The sequence below is a fragment of the Truepera sp. genome, from assembly GCA_032027045.1.
Classification (GTDB): Bacteria; Deinococcota; Deinococci; order Deinococcales; family Trueperaceae; genus JAAYYF01.
On the sequence record JAVSMU010000001.1, the window covers coordinates 2800783 to 2817421 of the forward strand.

Consider the following 16639-nt stretch of genomic DNA (forward strand, 5'->3'; position numbering starts at 1 on the left):
CCCCGCCTCGACGAGCCGAAATCAGCTACTCCGCGCCGCCTCGACGAGCCGGAACGGGCAGCCATACCTCACGTGAACGAGCCGGAAGCAGCCACCACGCCCCACCCGAAGGCGGACCACGAACCGCAAGCCGACTACGCGCCCCCGGGCACCAAGTGGTTGCGTGTGGAACTGATGGCCGGCGACCTCGACGTCACCGTAGACCCGAGCCTCTCCATGCCGATCGCCACCTCCGACGCGGGCAACGTCGCGCTGGAGCCCACCGACGACGGTTACCGGCTGGCCTCCCGGTCGGGCCAGGGTGGCCTAGGGGGCCTGCTCGGCAAGGTGCGCGCCGGGAACTTCAAGGTGGTGCTGCCGGACGGCTACGGGTTGGAGTTAGCGAAGATGGTCGGCGACATCGACCTGAAGGACGTCCCGTACTTGAGGGGCACCCTGTCCGCGGGCGACATCGACGCCCACGGCCTCCGCGGCGTCGACTTCACGACCCTCGCGGGCGACGTCTACCTGAGCCTCAAGCCGCAGCCGGGCCGACACCAGGTGCGGGCCAAGGTCGGGGACATCGAGGCCGTCCTCTTGCCCGGTTCCGACGTGACGGTGAAGGGCAACGTCTCCATGGGCGACATCACCGCTTCGGAGCCGTTCAAGACCGAGCGGAACCTCGTGAGCGAGAACGTCACGGGCACGCTAGGCACCGGTCGCGCCACGCTCGACTTATGGGTTACGGCAGGCAGCATCGAGGTCAGGAGTGGCGAGGAACATGAGTGACGAAGGAGCCCGCAAGCGCATCCTCGACATGCTGGCCGCGGGCCACATCACGGTGGACGCGGCGACGGACCTCCTGAAGGCCGTGGGCGCACAGGCGCCGCGGCCCGCCGGCGAGCTCCCTCCCGCCAAGGCAAGGGGAAGCGCGAGGATCCTGCGCATCTCGATAGACGCGCCGGGAAACGGTGAGGAGAACGCCGCGAAGGTGCGCGTGAACGTCCCACTGGCACTCGCGAAGTACGCCAGCCGCTTCCTGCCCGCCGACGCCAGCGCCGAACTGTCCATGCAAGGCATCGACCTGGCGCAGCTGCTCAAGGACCTGGGCGACGACGTGCCCGACGGCCGCCTCGTGGACGTGGAGGCCGACGACGGAGTGGGCGGGCGCAAGACCAGCATCGTCGTGGAGATCGTATGAGTTGCGCCTCGGCGGCATCCTCTCAGCTTGCAGCGTTCGTGGCGATGCCCCGCCGAGGCCGCGGGACGGCACCAAGCCAGACGGAGTTCAAGCCATGACCATGAAGAGACTGCCCATGCCCACGTCGTGTCCAGTGACGGGCGGGCCGTTGACCGTCACGCGCCTGGAGTGCGAAGACAGCGGCGTCGTGATCGAGGGGCGCTTCACGCCCAACGAGTTCGCGTTGCTGGCGAGCGATCAGCTCGAGTTCATGCGCATCTTCGTGAAGGTCCGCGGCAACCTCAAGGAGGTCGAGCGCGTCCTCGGCCTTAGTTACCCCACGGTACGGTTGCGCTTCGAGAAGCTGCTGCTTGCGCTCGGCTACGAGGTCGCGTCCGACGCTGCGGAGCAGAGAGCCAGCATCCTGGACATGCTCGAGTCGGGCGAGATCGACGCCGAAGAGGCCTCCAAGCGCCTGCAGGCGGTGGCCAAGAAGGGCTGAGCGTCCACTGAGCTCCGGTCGGGCGCCGGTCGAGCCCACATGCAACTTGCGCCGCAAGGCGCGCGGGAAGGCTCCGGTATACTTACCGCCGCATGCCCGATTACTACGCCATCCTCGAGGTCCCACAAGACGCCGACGCCAAGACGATAAAGGCCGCCTATCGCAAGCTCGCCCTCGCGTACCACCCCGACCGCAACCCGGGTGACAAGGCGGCCGAGGACAAGTTCAAGTCGATAAACGAGGCCTACGCCGTGTTGTCCGACGAGTCGAAGCGCGCCCGCTACGACCGCTTCGGCAGCGTCGACGAGGGGCTACCGATGGGCGGCGACATCTTCGACATCTTCGCCTCGGTGTTCGGAACCAACGTTTCAGCGGGCCGCAACCGCGCACATGGACACCCGGGCGAGGACCTCGAAGCCGAGCTCATGGTCACGCTCGAGCAGGCGCGCGACGGGGCCACGGTGGAGCTCGAGGTCGAGCGCCTCGTCGCCTGCCATCACTGTCACGGCGACCGCGCCGAACCTGGCTCGGGCGGCAAGTCGACCTGCCCCCGCTGCAACGGTAGCGGCCAGGTGAGGGTGCAGGCGCAGTCGATATTCGGCTCCGTCATCACGGCCCGCAGCTGCCCCGACTGTTACGGCGAGGGCCAGATCATCACCACGCCCTGCAAGGTCTGCAACGGCCGAGGCAGGGAGCGCAGCCGCGACACCGTCTCGGTCCCGCTCCCCAAGGGCATCGACGGCGGCTACCGCCTGCGCGTGCCGCGCGAGGGCAACGCCGGCCTCGACGGCGCGCCGGCGGGCGACCTCTACCTCTACCTCCAGATGGAGCCGCACCCCTTCCTGGAACGGGCCGGCGACGACCTTCATTTCACGCTCGAGGTCGGCCTGGCGCAGGCCGCACTGGGCGGCACCTTCGAAGTGCCCACCATCGACGGCAGCGAGAAGGTCGACGTCCCCGCCGGCACCCAACCCGGCAGCGAGTTCCGGTTGCGGGGCAAGGGCATGCCCCGGCTACGGCAGTCCGGCAGCGGCGACGAGGTCGTGAAGGTGAAACTCGTCGTGCCGAGCAAGCTCTCGCCGGCGGCGCGCGAGCACCTGGAGGCCTACGCGGCCGAGGTCGGTGAGACCATCGCGGACACCGAGACGGTCGTCGAGAAGGTGCGCGACTTCTTCAAAGGTAAGCGGCGCGGGCGCGGCAAGCCCCAAGCCGACGAGGCCGGTGATCGCGAGAAGGAACCGGAAGACAAGGCGGTCTCGGCCTGAGCACTGTTCAGGTTGAGCAAGGGCCACGCTGAGCAAGGTCCAGGTGGAGCCGGGTTCGGGCTAAATTGCGGCCCGAGGTTGAGCTGGGCGTCAGCGCCGAACGAGGCTCAGGGCCGCTCCGTCAGCCACGCCCGCAATCGCTCGTAGGCGTCTTCCCCGGTGCTCATCAACCGCAGTTCCGGCGCCTCGGCGCCGAACCACGTGCGTTGACGCTTGGCGTAACGGGTCGTCGCGGCCGTCACCGCCGCACGCGCCTCGGCCTCGGTGGCCTCGCCGCGCACGTGAGCCACGACCTCCTTGTAGCCGATCGCCTGGAGCGCCGTCGGCTGCTCCGGGTAGCGGGCCAGGAGCCCTTCCACCTCGGCCACCAGTCCCATCTCGAACATGCGTGCGGTGCGTTCACGGATCCGCGGTCGCAGCACGTCCATGCCCGGAGCGAGGTACGCCGCGCGGTAGGCGAAGCGCGGTGGCCTGACCGGGAACGCGCTGGGTGGGCGCCCCGTCGCGCGCAGCACCTCGAGGCTACGCACCAACCGACGCGGGTTCATGGCGGCGCGCTCCGCGTCCGCGGGCGACGCGGCGCGCAGCTCCGCATCGAGTTCCGCCAGCCGGCCCGCGGCGACCGCCTCCCACAGGGGCGCCTGCTTCGAGGGGTCGGCGGTCGGCAGCGTGGAGAGCCCCTCGCGCAAGGCCCTGAGGTAGAAGCCGGTGCCGCCGACCACGATGGGCGTGCCGCCCCGCCCGAGAACGTCTGCGATGGCGTTCTCGGCCAACTCCACGTACGTGGCCACGGAGAAGGGCTCCGAGGGATCTACGACGTCGAGCAGGTGATGCGGGACCGCCGCACGCTCCTCGGGCGTGGCCTTGGCCGTTCCCACGTCCATGCCGCGGTAGACCTGCATGGCGTCGGCCGACACTATCTCGAGCCCATACTCGCTGGCGAGGCGCATGGCCACGCCGCTCTTCCCCGACGCCGTGGGGCCCGCCAACTGCGGCACGACCAGCCCCGCGCCGCCGGCCGGTCCCAGGGACCCACCGCCGGGCGACGCCCCTGGCTCTAGGCCGCCTCCGCCTGGATCACCTGCCTGCAGCACACTTACATCTTCACCGGCCGATGCCCAGGCCCCGGTGCCACAATCCGCTTGACCCGAGTTCTCGTTCCGGACGGCGAATATCGGCATGGTGCAACGCTAACAGACGTCCCATTCTCGGGTGCTAGACTCGCGCCATGAAGCTCGAGAAGTACGGCACCGCGGGCGACGTTCAGGAGCTGCTGGCGGTCCGGGATCACATCGACGAACTGGCCGTCCGCACGAGTGCCACCGCGAGCAGCCAGCCGCGTGCAGACATGATCGACCGCGGAGACGCGTTCCAGGTTCACCTCGAGGTGCCGGGCGTAAGCCAGGCCGACCTGGAGATAGCGGTCGAGGACGGCGAGCTGTTGATCGCCGGGTTGCGCGAACCGCCCTTCGCTGGTGGCCGCACGATCTTCTCCGAGCGCAGCGTGGGCCCGTTCCAGCGCACGTTCCCGCTCCCGGGCCCCGTCGACCCCGAGCAGGCGACTGCCCACCTGGCGGCGGGAGTACTGGTCGTGACGCTCCCGAAGCTGGCCGAAGGCTGAGCGAGGATCAATCCAGGTCTATTTCCAGCTCGCCCGTGACGTTGCCGATGACGACCACGTCGCTGGTGTCCAGGTAGTAAAGCAACCGCTGCCCGGTGAGGACGTCGTTGCCCTTCACACTACGCGCCGGGTTGCCCGTCAGCACCGCGGTGCCGGCGTCCTCGTCCAGTTCCAGCCGCTCACCCGTGGTCTTGCGGTCGGCGTCCACCACCACGACGTTACCCGTGAGGGTAGCCTTCTGCTCGCCGACGGCGAACTCCATCGCGTCGGCCGTCGCGCGCAGCGGTTCCTTGCCCTCCTCTGCCCCGCGCTCCAGAGTGATCGGGCCGGTCATCTCGCCCAAGTCCGTCTCGCGGTCCAGGTAGAAGCGCGTGCCCACGACGGTCGTCTTGCCCTGCTCGAGGGTCACCGCCGGGGCCTGCGGCGGCGTGCGGTCCTCGATGCACCCGGGGCGAGAGAACGTGACGTCGTCGCCGGTGAGCTCCAGGGTCTCCTCCCCGGAATGCTCCGCGGCGTCGTCGGGCGTGGTGATCACGGCCAAGCGCGAGGTCAGGAGCGCGTCCTCCACCCGCGTCTCGACGTGGCCGGGGGCCGGCCCGTAGACGATGGTCATGCGCTCGCCCTCGACGCAGTTGCGGTTGTTGCCGATGGTGCGGGCGCCGTCTGCCGCCTTGGCGAGGTTCGTGACGACCATCTCGGTGTCCTCGCGCTTGATCGTGAAGGTCGTGCTCGTCTGCGCCACGACCACGCCGCCGGCGGCCACGGCCAGGGCGATGAGCAGCGCCGCGCGGCGCGCACTTGGCCCGCGCGGTGCACGCGGCGTGCGGCTGACGCGGCGACTGGCACTACCTGGGTCGCCGCGCCTGAGTTTCACTCCGAGGTGTGCTCCGTCAGCTCGAAGTCACTCACGTCGTAGGTGCTGGGCAGCGAGGCGTCGATGGCCTCGAAGAAGTCGTACTCGACGTCCTGTTGGATGCGGTCGGTGACGAGCGTGGCGCCCGAGTCGGCGTCGACGGCCCGCGCGGGAGTGTCCTTGGTGCCGATGACCTCGGCGATGCCCGAGTGGTCGTCGAAGAAGACCTCGTTGCCGCTGCTCGTGATGTGCCCGTCCACCACGGTCACGTCGCCGCGGGCGTAGAGCAGCTTGGAGCCCGTGAGCACGCGGATCTCGTCGGCGGTGATGACCGTGAGGCTGCCGTCGTCGTCGACGCGCGTGATGCTCACCTGGCCACCCTCGCTCGTGAGGACCCCCAGCTCGCGGTCCTCCTCGTAGATGAGCTGGTCGGCCTCGGCCGACTGGCTGCCGTTCACGAGCTCGACGTTGCCCCTGCTCGTCGAGCGGTCGGTGTCGACGTAGAACGCCACCTCGTCGGCGCCGATCTGAACCTCGTCGCCCCCGTCCTTCTCGGGTGCCACGATCACCTCGGCGCGTCCCGCCAGCACGCCCAGGCCCGTGGCCTCGCTGTACTCGAGGCCCGGCCCGGTCGCGGTGAGGCGGCCGCGTTCCACGCGCACCCCGCCCGTGAACGCCGCGACGCGCTCGCCGCCCTTGGTGATCGAGGTGCCGGCGGGCGCCGTGAGCTCGGCATGGTGGCCGAGGATCTTGAGGGTCGAGACGGTGGCCTTGATGCCGTAAGGCTCCGGGTGATCGTAGATGATGGGACCGGCCCGCAGGTTGCCGCTCTGCGTACCGCCCGAACCGTCGATGGTGATGATGCGGCGCTCGCTGGGGGCCTCGGCCTGGCCTTCCTGCGCCAACGCCGGCACCGCCATCCACGCGACGACGATTAGCAGTAGGAGCAGCTGGCACGGCGCGCCGCAGCGCACGCGGAACGGTCTGATCAAGGGTTCCTCCCGGGAGAGTCGACGACGAACTGAGCGTAGCCGACGGTCCCAGGACCTCCGGCGGAGAAGTCGGTGAAATCGAAGCTGATGCGCATGTCCTCGAAGACACTATCACCGAGGTCGGGGCCCGACATCACGGCGTGCGGCACCTCGAAGCGCCCCGCGCGTTGGTTGATGAGGACCAGCCGCGAGCCCTTCCCCGTCATGTCGAGGTCCAGGTCGTCCTCGACCAGGTGGGCGTGCATGTGCTCGCCCCTCAGGTCGTCGTTGCGATCGATGGTGACGCTCTCGGCGGTGAGGGTGAAGTCGGTGACGCCGTCGACGGTGCGGCGGCCGTCGTCGACCTTGACGAGGGTCGTCTCCTGGCGGTCGGGGAAGTATTCGGCTTCAGGGGCGGAGAAGTACCAGACGGCGGTCGGGTCGGACTGCGGGTAAAGGGTGAGGGCCGCCGACTGCAACTCGATGGCCGCGTCCGGCACGGCCGTCTCGCGACCGGGCAACAGCGCGACGACGACGAGCACCATCACCACCACTGCGAACGAGATCGTCGCCCAACGCACCATGAAGCGAATCTATCAGCGCGAGGCACTGAGAAACGTGACTCCGGCGCTTACGGAACGCTAACGGACCGCCACCGCCGTTGCACGCTGGCGGGCCTACGCGTTTGGCTCAGTCGAAAGAAACGGCCAGCACCTGGTAGACGGCGGCCCCGCGTGGCATCTGCACCGTCACCGAGTCACCCGCGCGGCGGCCGACGAGGCTCATGCCGAGCGGCGACTCGTCGCTGACGCGACCCTCGAGGATGTCGGCCTCGTGGGTGCCGACCAGGTGGAACACGACGTTCTCACCCTCCTGCGACTGCAGGGTGAGGGAGGCGCCCAGGCGGGCGACGGCTTCGGCCCCGACCTCGGGCTCCACCACGACGGCGCGGTGGACGAGCTCCTCCAGGTCGGCGATGCGAGCCTCGTTGGCACTCTGGAGCAGCCGGGCCTCGTCGTACGCGGCGCTCTCGCGCAGGTCACCGTCGGCCAGGGCGGCGCCCATGTACTCGGATAGCTCCTGGCGCTTGTCTTCTTTCAGGTAACGGAGTTCTTCCTTCAGCTTCTCTAGACCGCGAGCGGTCATCCGGATCGGTTCCTTTGCCACTATGCTCCCTAACTGCGCCGGGCACGGCCGGCGCGAACGCGCCCGAAGCCGTCTCGACAGGCCGGCGAGGCGCAGAGCCTGGGCCACCGGCTGCCGCCGGGCAACGTCCGGGGAGGATTATACTGCCAGATCGGCTCGGGCCGGGCGAGCGGTGAATCGTTCGAACCGCCCCGCCAAGCGCCCACCCCTCCGGCTTGTTACAATCGACGCCGCGCGCGGCGCCGCACTCGCGTCGCCGGCGCCAAGAACGCTCTCGGGCCCTTAGCTCAGCGGTGAGAGCAGTCGACTCATAATCGATTGGTCGCTGGTTCGAATCCAGCAGGGCCCACCACCTGATCACGAGTTCCGTTCACTCCATTGGAACGACGCCTTCGCGCCTATGGAGGTCGACCGGCTAACCTGCTGATCTGCGCGGTGAGCATGGTGGTGGCACCGTCATGCTCCGGGACCTAAGACGCTGGACGCCCACCGATAGCGAGATCCGCGCCGCGTCAGTAGATGGCAATGTCGTCGTAATACCTCTGCTCGTTGGAGCCGGGCCCGTTGTCGGCGCCTTCGAAGTACAGCGTGACGGTCTTACCTGCGAACGCCGCGATTTCAGCCTCGATGGGGAACCAGTGGTACGCGTTCTCGGAGCTCGATGACGTCGACCAGTCGATCAGTACGTGCTCGACCGCGCTGTCGTCCACGAGCCGCACACGGTAAAGGCTATCGGCGCCCTTTCGGTCGTGGGCGGTAGTCAGGGCACGTAGTGTGGTCGCGCCCTGTGGGAGCTTCAGAGTGCGGTAGATCCACGCGTTCGGGTTACCCGGGTCACCCGTGCCGTCCAACTTGACGCAACCTTCGTTGCGGTCACTCCCGCACCATGAACTCCACTCGGCGGTGCCCCAGGCCTCACCGGTGGCCACGCCGGTTTCCCAGCCATCGAGGTCTGCGTCGAACGTCCACGACAGCAAGGGAGGCGGCAGGGTTCCTGGTGGCGGTGTGGCGCAGCCTGCAAGAAGCAGCGCCAAGACGAAAAACGCCAGTGCGCCCGTCCTCGTCCTGCCAGGTGACCGGCCCCGTGGCGGGGCAGGGCGGCCGAGATGAACGTGGAAGTTGCCGGTTCGTGTCGAATCGTGTGGCATGGGCCCTCCTCGGTGTTCGTGGCGCTCACATTCGCGGTTAGCTACGTGGGTTGGATCATCGTGCGAGGTGAGGCGTGACACGAGCGTTACGCGGGGTTGGAAGCGGTGAGATGAGTGCTCGACGCCGAGCGCGCGCGGGCGATCACGCCGTACGTGGTCGATGCCCTACCGGCGCTGGGTTGACAGCCTCACGCTGCGTTTGCCTCCGTCAACTCCTGGCGCAGCTTTTCCTTGGTCTTCTCGAGGCCCTTGGTGGTCGGGTGGCCCGATGTCATCTTGGGTGGCGTCGACACGCTTCAACCCGCACTCGTGAGCATGCCCCGGGCGAACCGACCGCAGCGTCTGATTCGGGCCAGAATTGTCCACATACAGGCCGGCCACGGCCGGTAGAGCTGTAGCAGCTTCGCTGCAGGGGTGCACTTCCTGCTGGCCTAGGAGCAAGAGCGCTGACGGGCCCCCGACTCCCTACTGGGGACCGTAACCGCAAGCGCACTTCCGCGAGATGGTCGAAGGGGTCGGGGTAGCAAGCCGCGGGCCGCGCGCCGTGATCGGGGTCTCGTTGCTAGAATCGGGTCGCGCGGGTTCTTAGCCAAGCGGTGAGAGGGCGCCACTGGCAATCGATTGGTCGTTGGTCGAGATCCAGAAGGCCTTACCAAGTCCTAGACGGCATTTCTGCCATTACGCTACACACGTTCTTACTTCACGTGGGGACCATGGTTGCAACTTGGTGGCACCTGGCTCGCAGATTCTGCACCAATGGGGAACGGCGCCTCTAGCGCCGGCGCCCGCCTACGTTTCCTCGAAGTAGTCGCGGTCGAGGCGTTTGATGATATAGCGTTCTTGCTCGCTGACGCCCACGTCGTGGTCAATCATGAATTCGGCTAGGTTCTCGCCGTCGATGAGCACCACACGCAGGTCGCTAAGGCTGCTGGCGTAGTCGCGGGCTTCTTGAGTGAAGCCGCTGGTGGTGATGAACACACCTTGTTTGGCTTTTTGTCCCATGAGGCTACCGACGAAGGCTTGCACGTCGGGGCGTGATACGCGGTAATCGGGCGCTTTGCGTTTTGCTTGCACGTAGATCTTGGAGAGGCCGAGGCGGTCTTCGTTGATGACGCCGTCGACGCCACCGTCTCCGCTCTTGCGGAAGGCGTGCCCGGCGCCCGCGCGGCTACCGCCGTAACCGAGGGCCAGGAGTACGTCGACGACGATCTCTTCGAAGCGTTGCCACGTTACGTTCTGAAGCGCTTCGGCGAGCTCCAACGCAAGCGCTTGGCGGAGTTGTACGTGGGCGGCGCTGATGGCTTCCTCGGGTGTGTCCGCGTGGTCGGCCGTGATGGGCCTAGAGGCTGCGGTTGTCGCCTCAGTTGGGCCTTTGTAGGCTTCGCGCCAGGCGCGGAACGGCTCGATTGCCATTAGCGTGTTGACGGTCACGGCCTCCGGTTTAGTGGCCATCAGTTGGTGGCCGGTGTCGGTGAGTTCGTAGACCCCGCGCTTTACGGCCCTGATCAACTCGGCTTTCGTCAGGTAGGTGCGTGCCCAGCCGACGCGGTTGTCGTAGCGCCGCTGCCGGCCGCTGGGGAGGAGTTCGTGGCGGTCGTCGCTCGTGACTCCCATGCGGTTGGCCAGCAAGTCCTTGGCTTCGGTGAGCGATACGTGGTCGCGCTCGGTGAGCAGGGTGAGTAGCGGCAAGAAGAACTCGTCGTAGGTGGGAACTGCCATGAGTGGAGTTAGGCTAACAGACGCGTCCTCGTGAGGGAACCTGACCACGGAATAGTGGTGTACCTTGTTTGCACGCTCATGGGGCATGACGGAGCCGTGCGGGCGTCATTCTTGCGGGCATTCGGGGCGGCTGGGCCCGCACCAAGGCGGCCGTGGTACTCAGTGCATTGTCGATCCGGGCAGCGCTTTGGTCAGGGGCACGATGGCGGTGGCGGGCTGGTGGTTGGCCAGGTCTACACAGAGGATTCGGAAGCGGTCTTAGTTGTTTGAGCCCGGGTGGTCGCAGCGTGAGTTGCGGCAACAGATCTCTCCGACCACGCCCACCAGCGCGCTGGCCGGGTGTGCTGGTATCCAGGCAAGGCTCTTGGTGAACACTCAGGTGGTGAGGCCGGCGCCGCTTTCGCAGTGGTGCACCACTACGCCGCATTCAGCCGCCCATAGTGGGTTGGCGCCTAGAGCCGCTGGGGCGCGGTGGGCGACCTCAAGCAACTTCGGCTCGTAGGTCTGGAGCTCCGTAGTCTTGTGCTCCGCCTACCACAGGTGTCCCTCCCGTTGTTCCTGCGTTTGGCGTTGGAGTTCTTGTTGGCCCATGGTCTGAGTATCCTCACAATAGGCAACTGAGAACGTGCCGGTCGACGGTGCTCAGGGCGGAATCCATCCCTGGCATTACTCTTGCTCTCGATATGGCGGAGGTGTTCGGTCATGGCAAAGTTTGGACGAGGGCTAAACCGAGAGATCGTCGCGGCCGTCAACCGCGGTGAACTCCGCGAACCATTGACGGTCAGCACAATACGGGAGTTCGTTAGACGGCGTGGCTGGCCGGTGCGTGAATCCCACCTTCGCGTCACGCTGGCCAACGCCGCAAGTATTAGACACAGCCCGACATACCGCAAGTACTTCGAAGCGCTGGGCGACGGGCGCTATCAAGTGCGACGGGAGTATCGTGGTCTCGACTGGTACTAGCACCGTCCCAGCGAAGGCCCATGGCTTGCGTCTGGGTCTACCGATACCCGGCGGCGCCACCCTAATCCTCGACACCGTGTACGGCGCGGTCACCCCCGGCGGCGAAATGGGGTGGTTCCAAAGGTCACCGGTTTGATAGGTAGGCAAGCTCGTCTCGGTGCGCCCTTAGTGTTTCCCACTTACGAGCTCCTCCGTCCAGCGCCTACTTGTTTGTTTGGGGTTTGATCTCTGCGCTTGCGGCTCGTAGGTCTTTGGCAAGGATGTGTAGGGCACGTTCTTGCTCTTCGGGGCTGGCGTTCCCGAGTTTCAAGCCTAGGCGATTGCCGAGGAGCGTATATGTAAGACAGGGCTTGTGTAGATGCTGCAGCGGCACCGTGTTTTCGAAGGGTACGAGCTCCAATGCTCGCTCGAAACCGGATCGAGGCAAGACCCAATCCGTCCTGTCCGGGATGAGCGAGTTGGCCCTAACTCTGCCTGCGGCCCTAAAGAGCGCTGCCGTGACCCGCCCGGTCACCGGCTCCAGTGCGCGGAAGACCGCTGCCCCGGCCAACTCCCGCTCGCGTGAGCCGGAAGCTGCTGTGCCCGCCAGGTCCATCGCCACCTGGTCGAGAGGCCAGAGAACGACGTGCCCCAGCTCGTGCAGCCATACGCGCTCCTCGTCGCGGAACGGCCGCCGGGTCATCATTACGGGGGCGCTCTTCTCCACGATGTCCACTCATGCGTCACCGCTCTGCAACTCACGCGCGAAGTCTACGAGCTCCACGCGGATCGACCAGTCGGAAAGCCCGAGTACGGGTTTCCGCTGCTCCAAGAGCTGAGCCAAAGCCTCCACGCCGACGGATTCGCGACGCCGACTCGGGTACATAACTTCACCATACCGAAGGCGCGCAGCCGTTCGCGCCTGCTGACGCCATGCCCGCCGAGACCACAGCCAGGCGTTTACTGCAGTCGTTGAGGCTCAGCAGATGCCTCGTATTCCCGAAGGCGGCCGTGGCCAACCACCCAAGCAACCACTCACACCCGCTCCGGCGTCGCCCGGCTGTAGCGCTTCAGGAAGTACACCACCTGAGCCACCTCCGATTCGCTCAGCACCACCGGCTCCTTACGCAGGAACGGCCCGAACGCCTTCGGCTCCAGCACCCAGACCGGCGAGCGCTTCGCCGCCTCCGTCCTCTCCACGAACCATCCCGGGAACAAGAGCACCGGCCGCACGGCGTAATCGCGATCCAAGGCTTCCTTCAGCAAGCGCCGCACCCACGTCGCCGCGGCCTTTACTTGCACCACCGGGTTGCGGGGCGGCACGTAACCATCCAGCGTCACGAGCTCGCCGTTGAATACCACCCGCACGTCTCGGTTCACCGGCTTCGAGATAGTCTTCGTCTCGAGTACGAAGATGCCCTGTGGGGCCACCACCACGTGATCGACGTTGAAGTTATCCCCCACGAGGTCGTGCAGCGCTCGGACGCTCGGGTCGCGCAACGTGTCCAGGTACTCTGCGACGGCCCGCTCACCTGCCTGTCCCTGCCGCAGGCGCCTCACTTGCTCCCGCGCCCGCTTCATGCGCGGGACCACGTACACCAGGCTCCCCACGAAAGAGGCTAGTGATACGAAGAACAGCACCTTCGGTGGTGTCCCAAGCAACCACTGCACGCCAGTCATCGCCGTCACGCCGGCAGTAATTGCAAGTAGCACGAAGTTGTCTCCGAGTGCAACATCGCGCACCCGCTCGATCTCTTCGGAAACCGACTGACCCGGCAAGCGAACAGGCGGTGCCCGCAATGGGGACCGCTTCTCAGCTTTATCCACCAGTACAGGTTAATAAGGCAGCGCGGCGAGAGAGGCGATATTTCCGCCGCCGCTCAACCCTCGGACGCCTCCGAACCCGGCCCGCCGTGACCGTAATGCCGACGCACTGCCGGCAACATGCCCACGCCGATGATGCCGACGCCGAGCGCCAGGAGGATCGGCTGCAAGAAGAAGCGCAGGATGGTCATCTGCACCAAGATCCAGACGATGAGCGCTGCGCCGAGACCCATGGCGGCGAACCACGCGACATTGAGGGAAACCCTCGGTGTTCGCGCCCATTTCGGCCGGAACCACAGCATCGGCACCACGAGTATGGGGCAGACCCCCAGCAGGGCGAAGAGGATCACGCCCGGCACGAGGTAGTCATGGAACGGACTGCCGGCCAACAGTGAGACAGGCATTCCGAGCGCGTCACCGGATGGGTCGATGATCAGGCCGGCGCCACCTCCCAGTGCGCTGATGCCAAGGAGAAGCAACAGCACGATCAGTACGTGGACGGCGGCGGGTCTGCTCTTAGCGGCGGCGCGTGACGGCCGCTGCTGGTGAACCTGACCGGGGCTCTTGCTCGGTGAACCGTTCCCTTGCATGAGGGTTGCCTTCTTTCACCTACCACGATAGAGCCGCGTGCGGACCGGCGCGTAGGGTCCATTGCCGCTATCAACTGGAGCGTAACCGGGTTATGGAGGCGCAGAGGCTCGCTGCGTGGACGACGAGGTCGCGTGGCGACCAACGTTGGGGCCAGAGGGCCAGCACGCGGAGGGCCAACCCGGGCGATGTACCCTCGCCGTTCACAGACGAATAGCGCACAGACGAACGACGCGCCATTCTCACCTTCAACACTCACCGCCCCCTCGATTCAGCGAGCCAGAAGTCGAGAAGCCGGTATCCTCACCCCATGACCCACCCGTGGCTGGACGCTTGGCGCTCGGCAGGCATGGAGCCTCAGCTCCTACCGTGTGGCGCCGGCCACCTCCTCACCTCCATGCGAGGAGCAAGGGCAATACCGCTCGACGAGGACGGCCGCCCGCTCCTATGGGTCTCGCCGGCGCTGCAGCCGACGCCGGCCGGGGCTCCCGGCGCAGGCGGGGCACTCACCGAGCGGGACTGGAACACGGGCGGCGAACGGCTGTGGCTGGCGCCCGAGATCCGGTTCATGATCCACGATAGGCGCGACTTCGACGGCAGTTACGAGCTGCAGCCGGCGATGGACCCTGGCGCCTGGGCCGCCGACCGGAGCGAGCCGGGCTGTTTCAGGCAGACGCTGGAGCTGGTCGCGCGCGACAGCAACGAAAGGCTGCAGCTGGACGTGGTTCAGCGCCTAGCCCCTGCCGCCGATCCCCTGCGGCGGGTGGGTCCAAGTGCCGCCGACCCCCTGCGACGGGGAGCTCCAAGTGCCGCCGATCCGCTGCGGCCACGCGCCCCAAGGCCCGTAGTCCGTCACCTGGGTTGGACGCGGGAGGTCCGGCTGCAGCGCACGGCCTCCGACGGCGGCACGGTGCCGTGCCAGGCTTGGGTCATAGCGCAGGTGCCGGCGGGCGGCGTCGCCTGGGTGCCGGGCAGCGCGGGAGCGCGGTTGACGGACTACTTCGAGCCCATCGACGACGCTCACCGTAAACGGGGTGCAGAGCACCTGTACCTCAAGGTCGACGGGCGGCAGCGCTACAAGGTGGGCGTGCGCAGCGGTGAGCACCGCGGCCAGTTGCTCTACTGGCGTGAGGCGGATGGGCACGAGCTGGGGGAAGACCGAGCCTACCTCTACTTGCGCCGCTTCCTCGACCTGCCCTCCAGCCGTTACCTGGAACAGCCGCCGGCCCTGGCCGATCATGAAGGGGACAGCGCCTACGTCTACAACGACGATGGCCGGCACGGCGATTTCGGTGAGCTGGAGGTCCTCGGTCGGGCGCTCGAGCCTCACCAGCCCACGGTCGCCGACTTGTTCGAGATGCACGTCTGGTGGGGGCCGAGGAACGAAGTGGCCGAGGTCGCAAGGGCCTGGCTGGGCGCCGACTGGTACCCCACCCAGGCGTAATTTCTCCTTAAGGCCCGCAGTCTGAGCCGATACGGCTGTGATAAGCTTCACAACGAAGCATTAGGAGGTCGTATGCGAAAGGCACTCGTCCTATTGGCGACGCTTGTACTCTCGGCAGCGTTCGCGCAGAACTCCGTCGAGATCTTCTCGTGGTGGGCCGGCGATGAAGGTCCGGCCTTGGAAGCACTGATCAAGCAGTACGAAACGGACCACCCGGGCGTCGAGGTCATCAACGCCACCGTTACCGGCGGCTCCGGCGTGAACGCCCGCGCGGTCCTCAAGACCCGGATGCTGGGGGGCGACCCGCCCGACTCCTTCCAGGTCCATGCCGGCCAGGAACTGATCGGCACGTGGGTCGTCGCCGATCGCATGGAGGACCTCACGAGCCTCTTCAAGGAGCAGGGGTGGCTGACGGCCTTCCCGCAAGGGCTCCTCGACCTCATCTCCACGGATAAGGGCATCTGGAGCGTCCCCGTCAACATCCACCGCTCGAACGTGCTGTGGTACGTGCCGGCCAACCTCGAGAAGTGGGGCGTCACGGTTCCAGCCGACTGGAACGAGTTCGTGACCACCACGTGCCCGGCCCTACGCACGGCCGGCGTCACCCCGCTCGTGATTGGCGAGAACTGGACCGTCCAGCACCTGTGGGAGTCCGTTGCGGTCGCCGAGATGGGTCCGGACGGCTGGCGCGGCCTGTGGGACGGCTCGGTCGCCTTCGATAGTCCCGAGGCCCAAGCGGTCTGGGAGACCTTCGACAAGGTCCTCGCTTGCACCAACGCCGACTTCACCGGCCTCTCCTGGCAGCAGGCCACGGACCGCGTGGCTAACGGCCAGGCGGCCTTCAACGTGATGGGCGACTGGGCGGCCGGCTACATGGCCACCACGCTCGGCCTCGAGCCCGGCACGGGCTTCGCCTGGGCCGCCTCGCCCGGCACCGACGGGGTGTTCATACTGCTCGCAGACTCCTTCGGCCTGCCGAAGGGCGCCCCCGACCGCGACAACGCCTTGGCCTGGCTCGAGCTGGTCGGCTCGAAGAAGGGGCAAGACATCTTCAACCCCCTCAAGGGCTCCATCTCGCCGCGCCTCGATAGCGACCTCTCGAAGTACAACGCCTACGGCAAGTCTGCGGCCGCCGACTACCAGAGCGACACCCAGGTGGGCTCGCTCGTGCACGGCGCCGTTGCCAACGAGACGTTCATGAGCGATTTCGCGACCGTCATGGAGACGTTCCTGAGCAACCGTGACGCGGCCGAGGCCGCCAGCCTCGCCGCCGAGCTTGCGGGGCGTGCTCACATCGGTAACTAGCCCGGTCCTGACGGGCTGAACTGATTGGTAGGGGTGGCGCGTCCTTAGGTGCGAGCCACCCCTTCCGGTAGGGTCCAAGTACCGGTAGGGTCCAAGTACCGGTAGGGTCCGAGTACCGCGAGGGTCCGAGTACCGCGAGGGTTCGAGTACCG

Annotated in this window: 17 protein-coding genes and 1 tRNA gene; 8 read left to right on the top strand and 10 right to left on the bottom strand. The window is 66.9% G+C overall.

What is annotated here, in order from left to right:
- From ROY82_12615 to dnaJ, 4 genes are all read left to right on the top strand, one after another.
- The coding region (locus ROY82_12615) for a DUF4097 family beta strand repeat-containing protein (protein MDT3683303.1) at positions 1-768 on the top strand (768 nt) is incomplete at its 5' end.
- Positions 761-1180: a hypothetical protein gene (locus ROY82_12620; GenBank protein MDT3683304.1), complete on the top strand. Its 420-nt coding sequence runs from the start codon at positions 761-763 to the stop codon at positions 1178-1180. The genes ROY82_12615 and ROY82_12620, both read left to right, overlap by 8 nt.
- Positions 1181-1274: 94 nt before the next feature.
- Positions 1275-1661: a DUF2089 domain-containing protein gene (locus ROY82_12625; GenBank protein MDT3683305.1), complete on the top strand. Its 387-nt coding sequence runs from the start codon at positions 1275-1277 to the stop codon at positions 1659-1661.
- Between the two features lie 92 nt (positions 1662-1753).
- Entirely contained in the window at positions 1754-2926 is a 1173-nt protein-coding gene (gene dnaJ / locus ROY82_12630) for a molecular chaperone DnaJ (GenBank protein ID MDT3683306.1), read from the top strand.
- Between the two features lie 107 nt (positions 2927-3033).
- Here the strand turns inward: dnaJ and miaA are convergent, their stop codons facing one another.
- Entirely contained in the window at positions 3034-4107 is a 1074-nt protein-coding gene (gene miaA, locus ROY82_12635; GenBank protein ID MDT3683307.1) for a tRNA (adenosine(37)-N6)-dimethylallyltransferase MiaA, read from the bottom strand.
- A gap of 47 nt (positions 4108-4154) precedes the next feature.
- On the opposite strand from miaA, the gene ROY82_12640 reads away from it, so the two are divergent.
- The gene (locus ROY82_12640) at positions 4155-4547 is read left to right on the top strand and encodes an Hsp20/alpha crystallin family protein (GenBank protein MDT3683308.1); all 393 of its coding nucleotides are present in this window, start codon (positions 4155-4157) and stop codon (positions 4545-4547) included.
- Positions 4548-4554: 7 nt separating this feature from the next.
- On the opposite strand, the gene ROY82_12645 is transcribed toward ROY82_12640, so the two are convergent.
- From ROY82_12645 to greA, 4 genes are all read right to left on the bottom strand, one after another.
- Entirely contained in the window at positions 4555-5421 is an 867-nt protein-coding gene (locus tag ROY82_12645) for an LptA/OstA family protein (GenBank protein MDT3683309.1), read from the bottom strand.
- Positions 5418-6392 (bottom strand): LptA/OstA family protein, encoded by a 975-nt coding sequence (locus ROY82_12650; protein MDT3683310.1) that lies wholly within the window; start codon positions 6390-6392, stop codon positions 5418-5420. The genes ROY82_12645 and ROY82_12650 overlap by 4 nt, the downstream gene beginning before the upstream one ends.
- Positions 6389-6955 (bottom strand): hypothetical protein, encoded by a 567-nt coding sequence (locus ROY82_12655; GenBank protein MDT3683311.1) that lies wholly within the window; start codon positions 6953-6955, stop codon positions 6389-6391. The genes ROY82_12650 and ROY82_12655 overlap by 4 nt, the downstream gene beginning before the upstream one ends.
- Before the next feature lie 106 nt (positions 6956-7061).
- Positions 7062-7517 carry a transcription elongation factor GreA gene (gene greA, locus ROY82_12660; protein ID MDT3683312.1) on the bottom strand — a complete coding sequence of 152 codons (456 nt, stop codon included), beginning with the start codon at positions 7515-7517 and terminating at the stop codon, positions 7062-7064.
- A 276-nt stretch (positions 7518-7793) separates the two neighbouring features.
- On the opposite strand from greA, the gene ROY82_12665 reads away from it, so the two are divergent.
- Positions 7794-7869, top strand: a tRNA-Ile gene (locus ROY82_12665).
- Between the two features lie 160 nt (positions 7870-8029).
- On the opposite strand, the gene ROY82_12670 is transcribed toward ROY82_12665, so the two are convergent.
- The 5 genes from ROY82_12670 to ROY82_12690 form a co-directional block, all read right to left on the bottom strand.
- A complete protein-coding gene (locus ROY82_12670) occupies positions 8030-8665 on the bottom strand; it encodes a hypothetical protein (protein ID MDT3683313.1) in 636 nt (211 codons plus the stop codon).
- A gap of 789 nt (positions 8666-9454) precedes the next feature.
- The gene (locus tag ROY82_12675) at positions 9455-10384 is read right to left on the bottom strand and encodes a restriction endonuclease (protein ID MDT3683314.1); all 930 of its coding nucleotides are present in this window, start codon (positions 10382-10384) and stop codon (positions 9455-9457) included.
- 1165 nt (positions 10385-11549) lie between these two features.
- Positions 11550-12062: a hypothetical protein gene (locus ROY82_12680; GenBank protein ID MDT3683315.1), complete on the bottom strand. Its 513-nt coding sequence runs from the start codon at positions 12060-12062 to the stop codon at positions 11550-11552.
- A 299-nt stretch (positions 12063-12361) separates the two neighbouring features.
- A complete protein-coding gene (locus ROY82_12685) occupies positions 12362-13153 on the bottom strand; it encodes a nuclease-related domain-containing protein (protein ID MDT3683316.1) in 792 nt (263 codons plus the stop codon).
- 53 nt (positions 13154-13206) lie between these two features.
- Positions 13207-13740, bottom strand: a complete 534-nt coding sequence (locus ROY82_12690; GenBank protein MDT3683317.1) for a hypothetical protein — start codon at positions 13738-13740, stop codon at positions 13207-13209.
- 308 nt (positions 13741-14048) lie between these two features.
- Here ROY82_12690 and ROY82_12695 point away from each other — a divergent pair, with 308 nt between their 5' ends.
- Both ROY82_12695 and ROY82_12700 read left to right on the top strand, forming a co-directional pair.
- Positions 14049-15182 carry a hypothetical protein gene (locus tag ROY82_12695; GenBank protein MDT3683318.1) on the top strand — a complete coding sequence of 378 codons (1134 nt, stop codon included), beginning with the start codon at positions 14049-14051 and terminating at the stop codon, positions 15180-15182.
- Between the two features lie 72 nt (positions 15183-15254).
- Positions 15255-16487, top strand: a complete 1233-nt coding sequence (locus tag ROY82_12700) for an ABC transporter substrate-binding protein (protein ID MDT3683319.1) — start codon at positions 15255-15257, stop codon at positions 16485-16487.
- Positions 16488-16639 lie beyond the last annotated feature (152 nt).

Coding starts and splice junctions, on each gene's coding strand:
- ROY82_12675 (MDT3683314.1), bottom strand. CDS start 10,384: ATGGCAGTTCCCACCTACGACGAGTTCTTCTTGCCGCTACTCACCCTG.
- ROY82_12670 (MDT3683313.1), bottom strand. CDS start 8,665: ATGCCACACGATTCGACACGAACCGGCAACTTCCACGTTCATCTCGGC.
- ROY82_12620 (MDT3683304.1), top strand. CDS start 761: ATGAGTGACGAAGGAGCCCGCAAGCGCATCCTCGACATGCTGGCCGCG.
- greA (MDT3683312.1), bottom strand. CDS start 7,517: ATGACCGCTCGCGGTCTAGAGAAGCTGAAGGAAGAACTCCGTTACCTG.
- ROY82_12700 (MDT3683319.1), top strand. CDS start 15,255: ATGCGAAAGGCACTCGTCCTATTGGCGACGCTTGTACTCTCGGCAGCG.
- dnaJ (MDT3683306.1), top strand. CDS start 1,754: ATGCCCGATTACTACGCCATCCTCGAGGTCCCACAAGACGCCGACGCC.
- ROY82_12690 (MDT3683317.1), bottom strand. CDS start 13,740: ATGCAAGGGAACGGTTCACCGAGCAAGAGCCCCGGTCAGGTTCACCAG.
- miaA (MDT3683307.1), bottom strand. CDS start 4,107: ATGCCGATATTCGCCGTCCGGAACGAGAACTCGGGTCAAGCGGATTGT.
- ROY82_12655 (MDT3683311.1), bottom strand. CDS start 6,955: ATGGTGCGTTGGGCGACGATCTCGTTCGCAGTGGTGGTGATGGTGCTC.
- ROY82_12695 (MDT3683318.1), top strand. CDS start 14,049: ATGACCCACCCGTGGCTGGACGCTTGGCGCTCGGCAGGCATGGAGCCT.
- ROY82_12640 (MDT3683308.1), top strand. CDS start 4,155: ATGAAGCTCGAGAAGTACGGCACCGCGGGCGACGTTCAGGAGCTGCTG.
- ROY82_12625 (MDT3683305.1), top strand. CDS start 1,275: ATGACCATGAAGAGACTGCCCATGCCCACGTCGTGTCCAGTGACGGGC.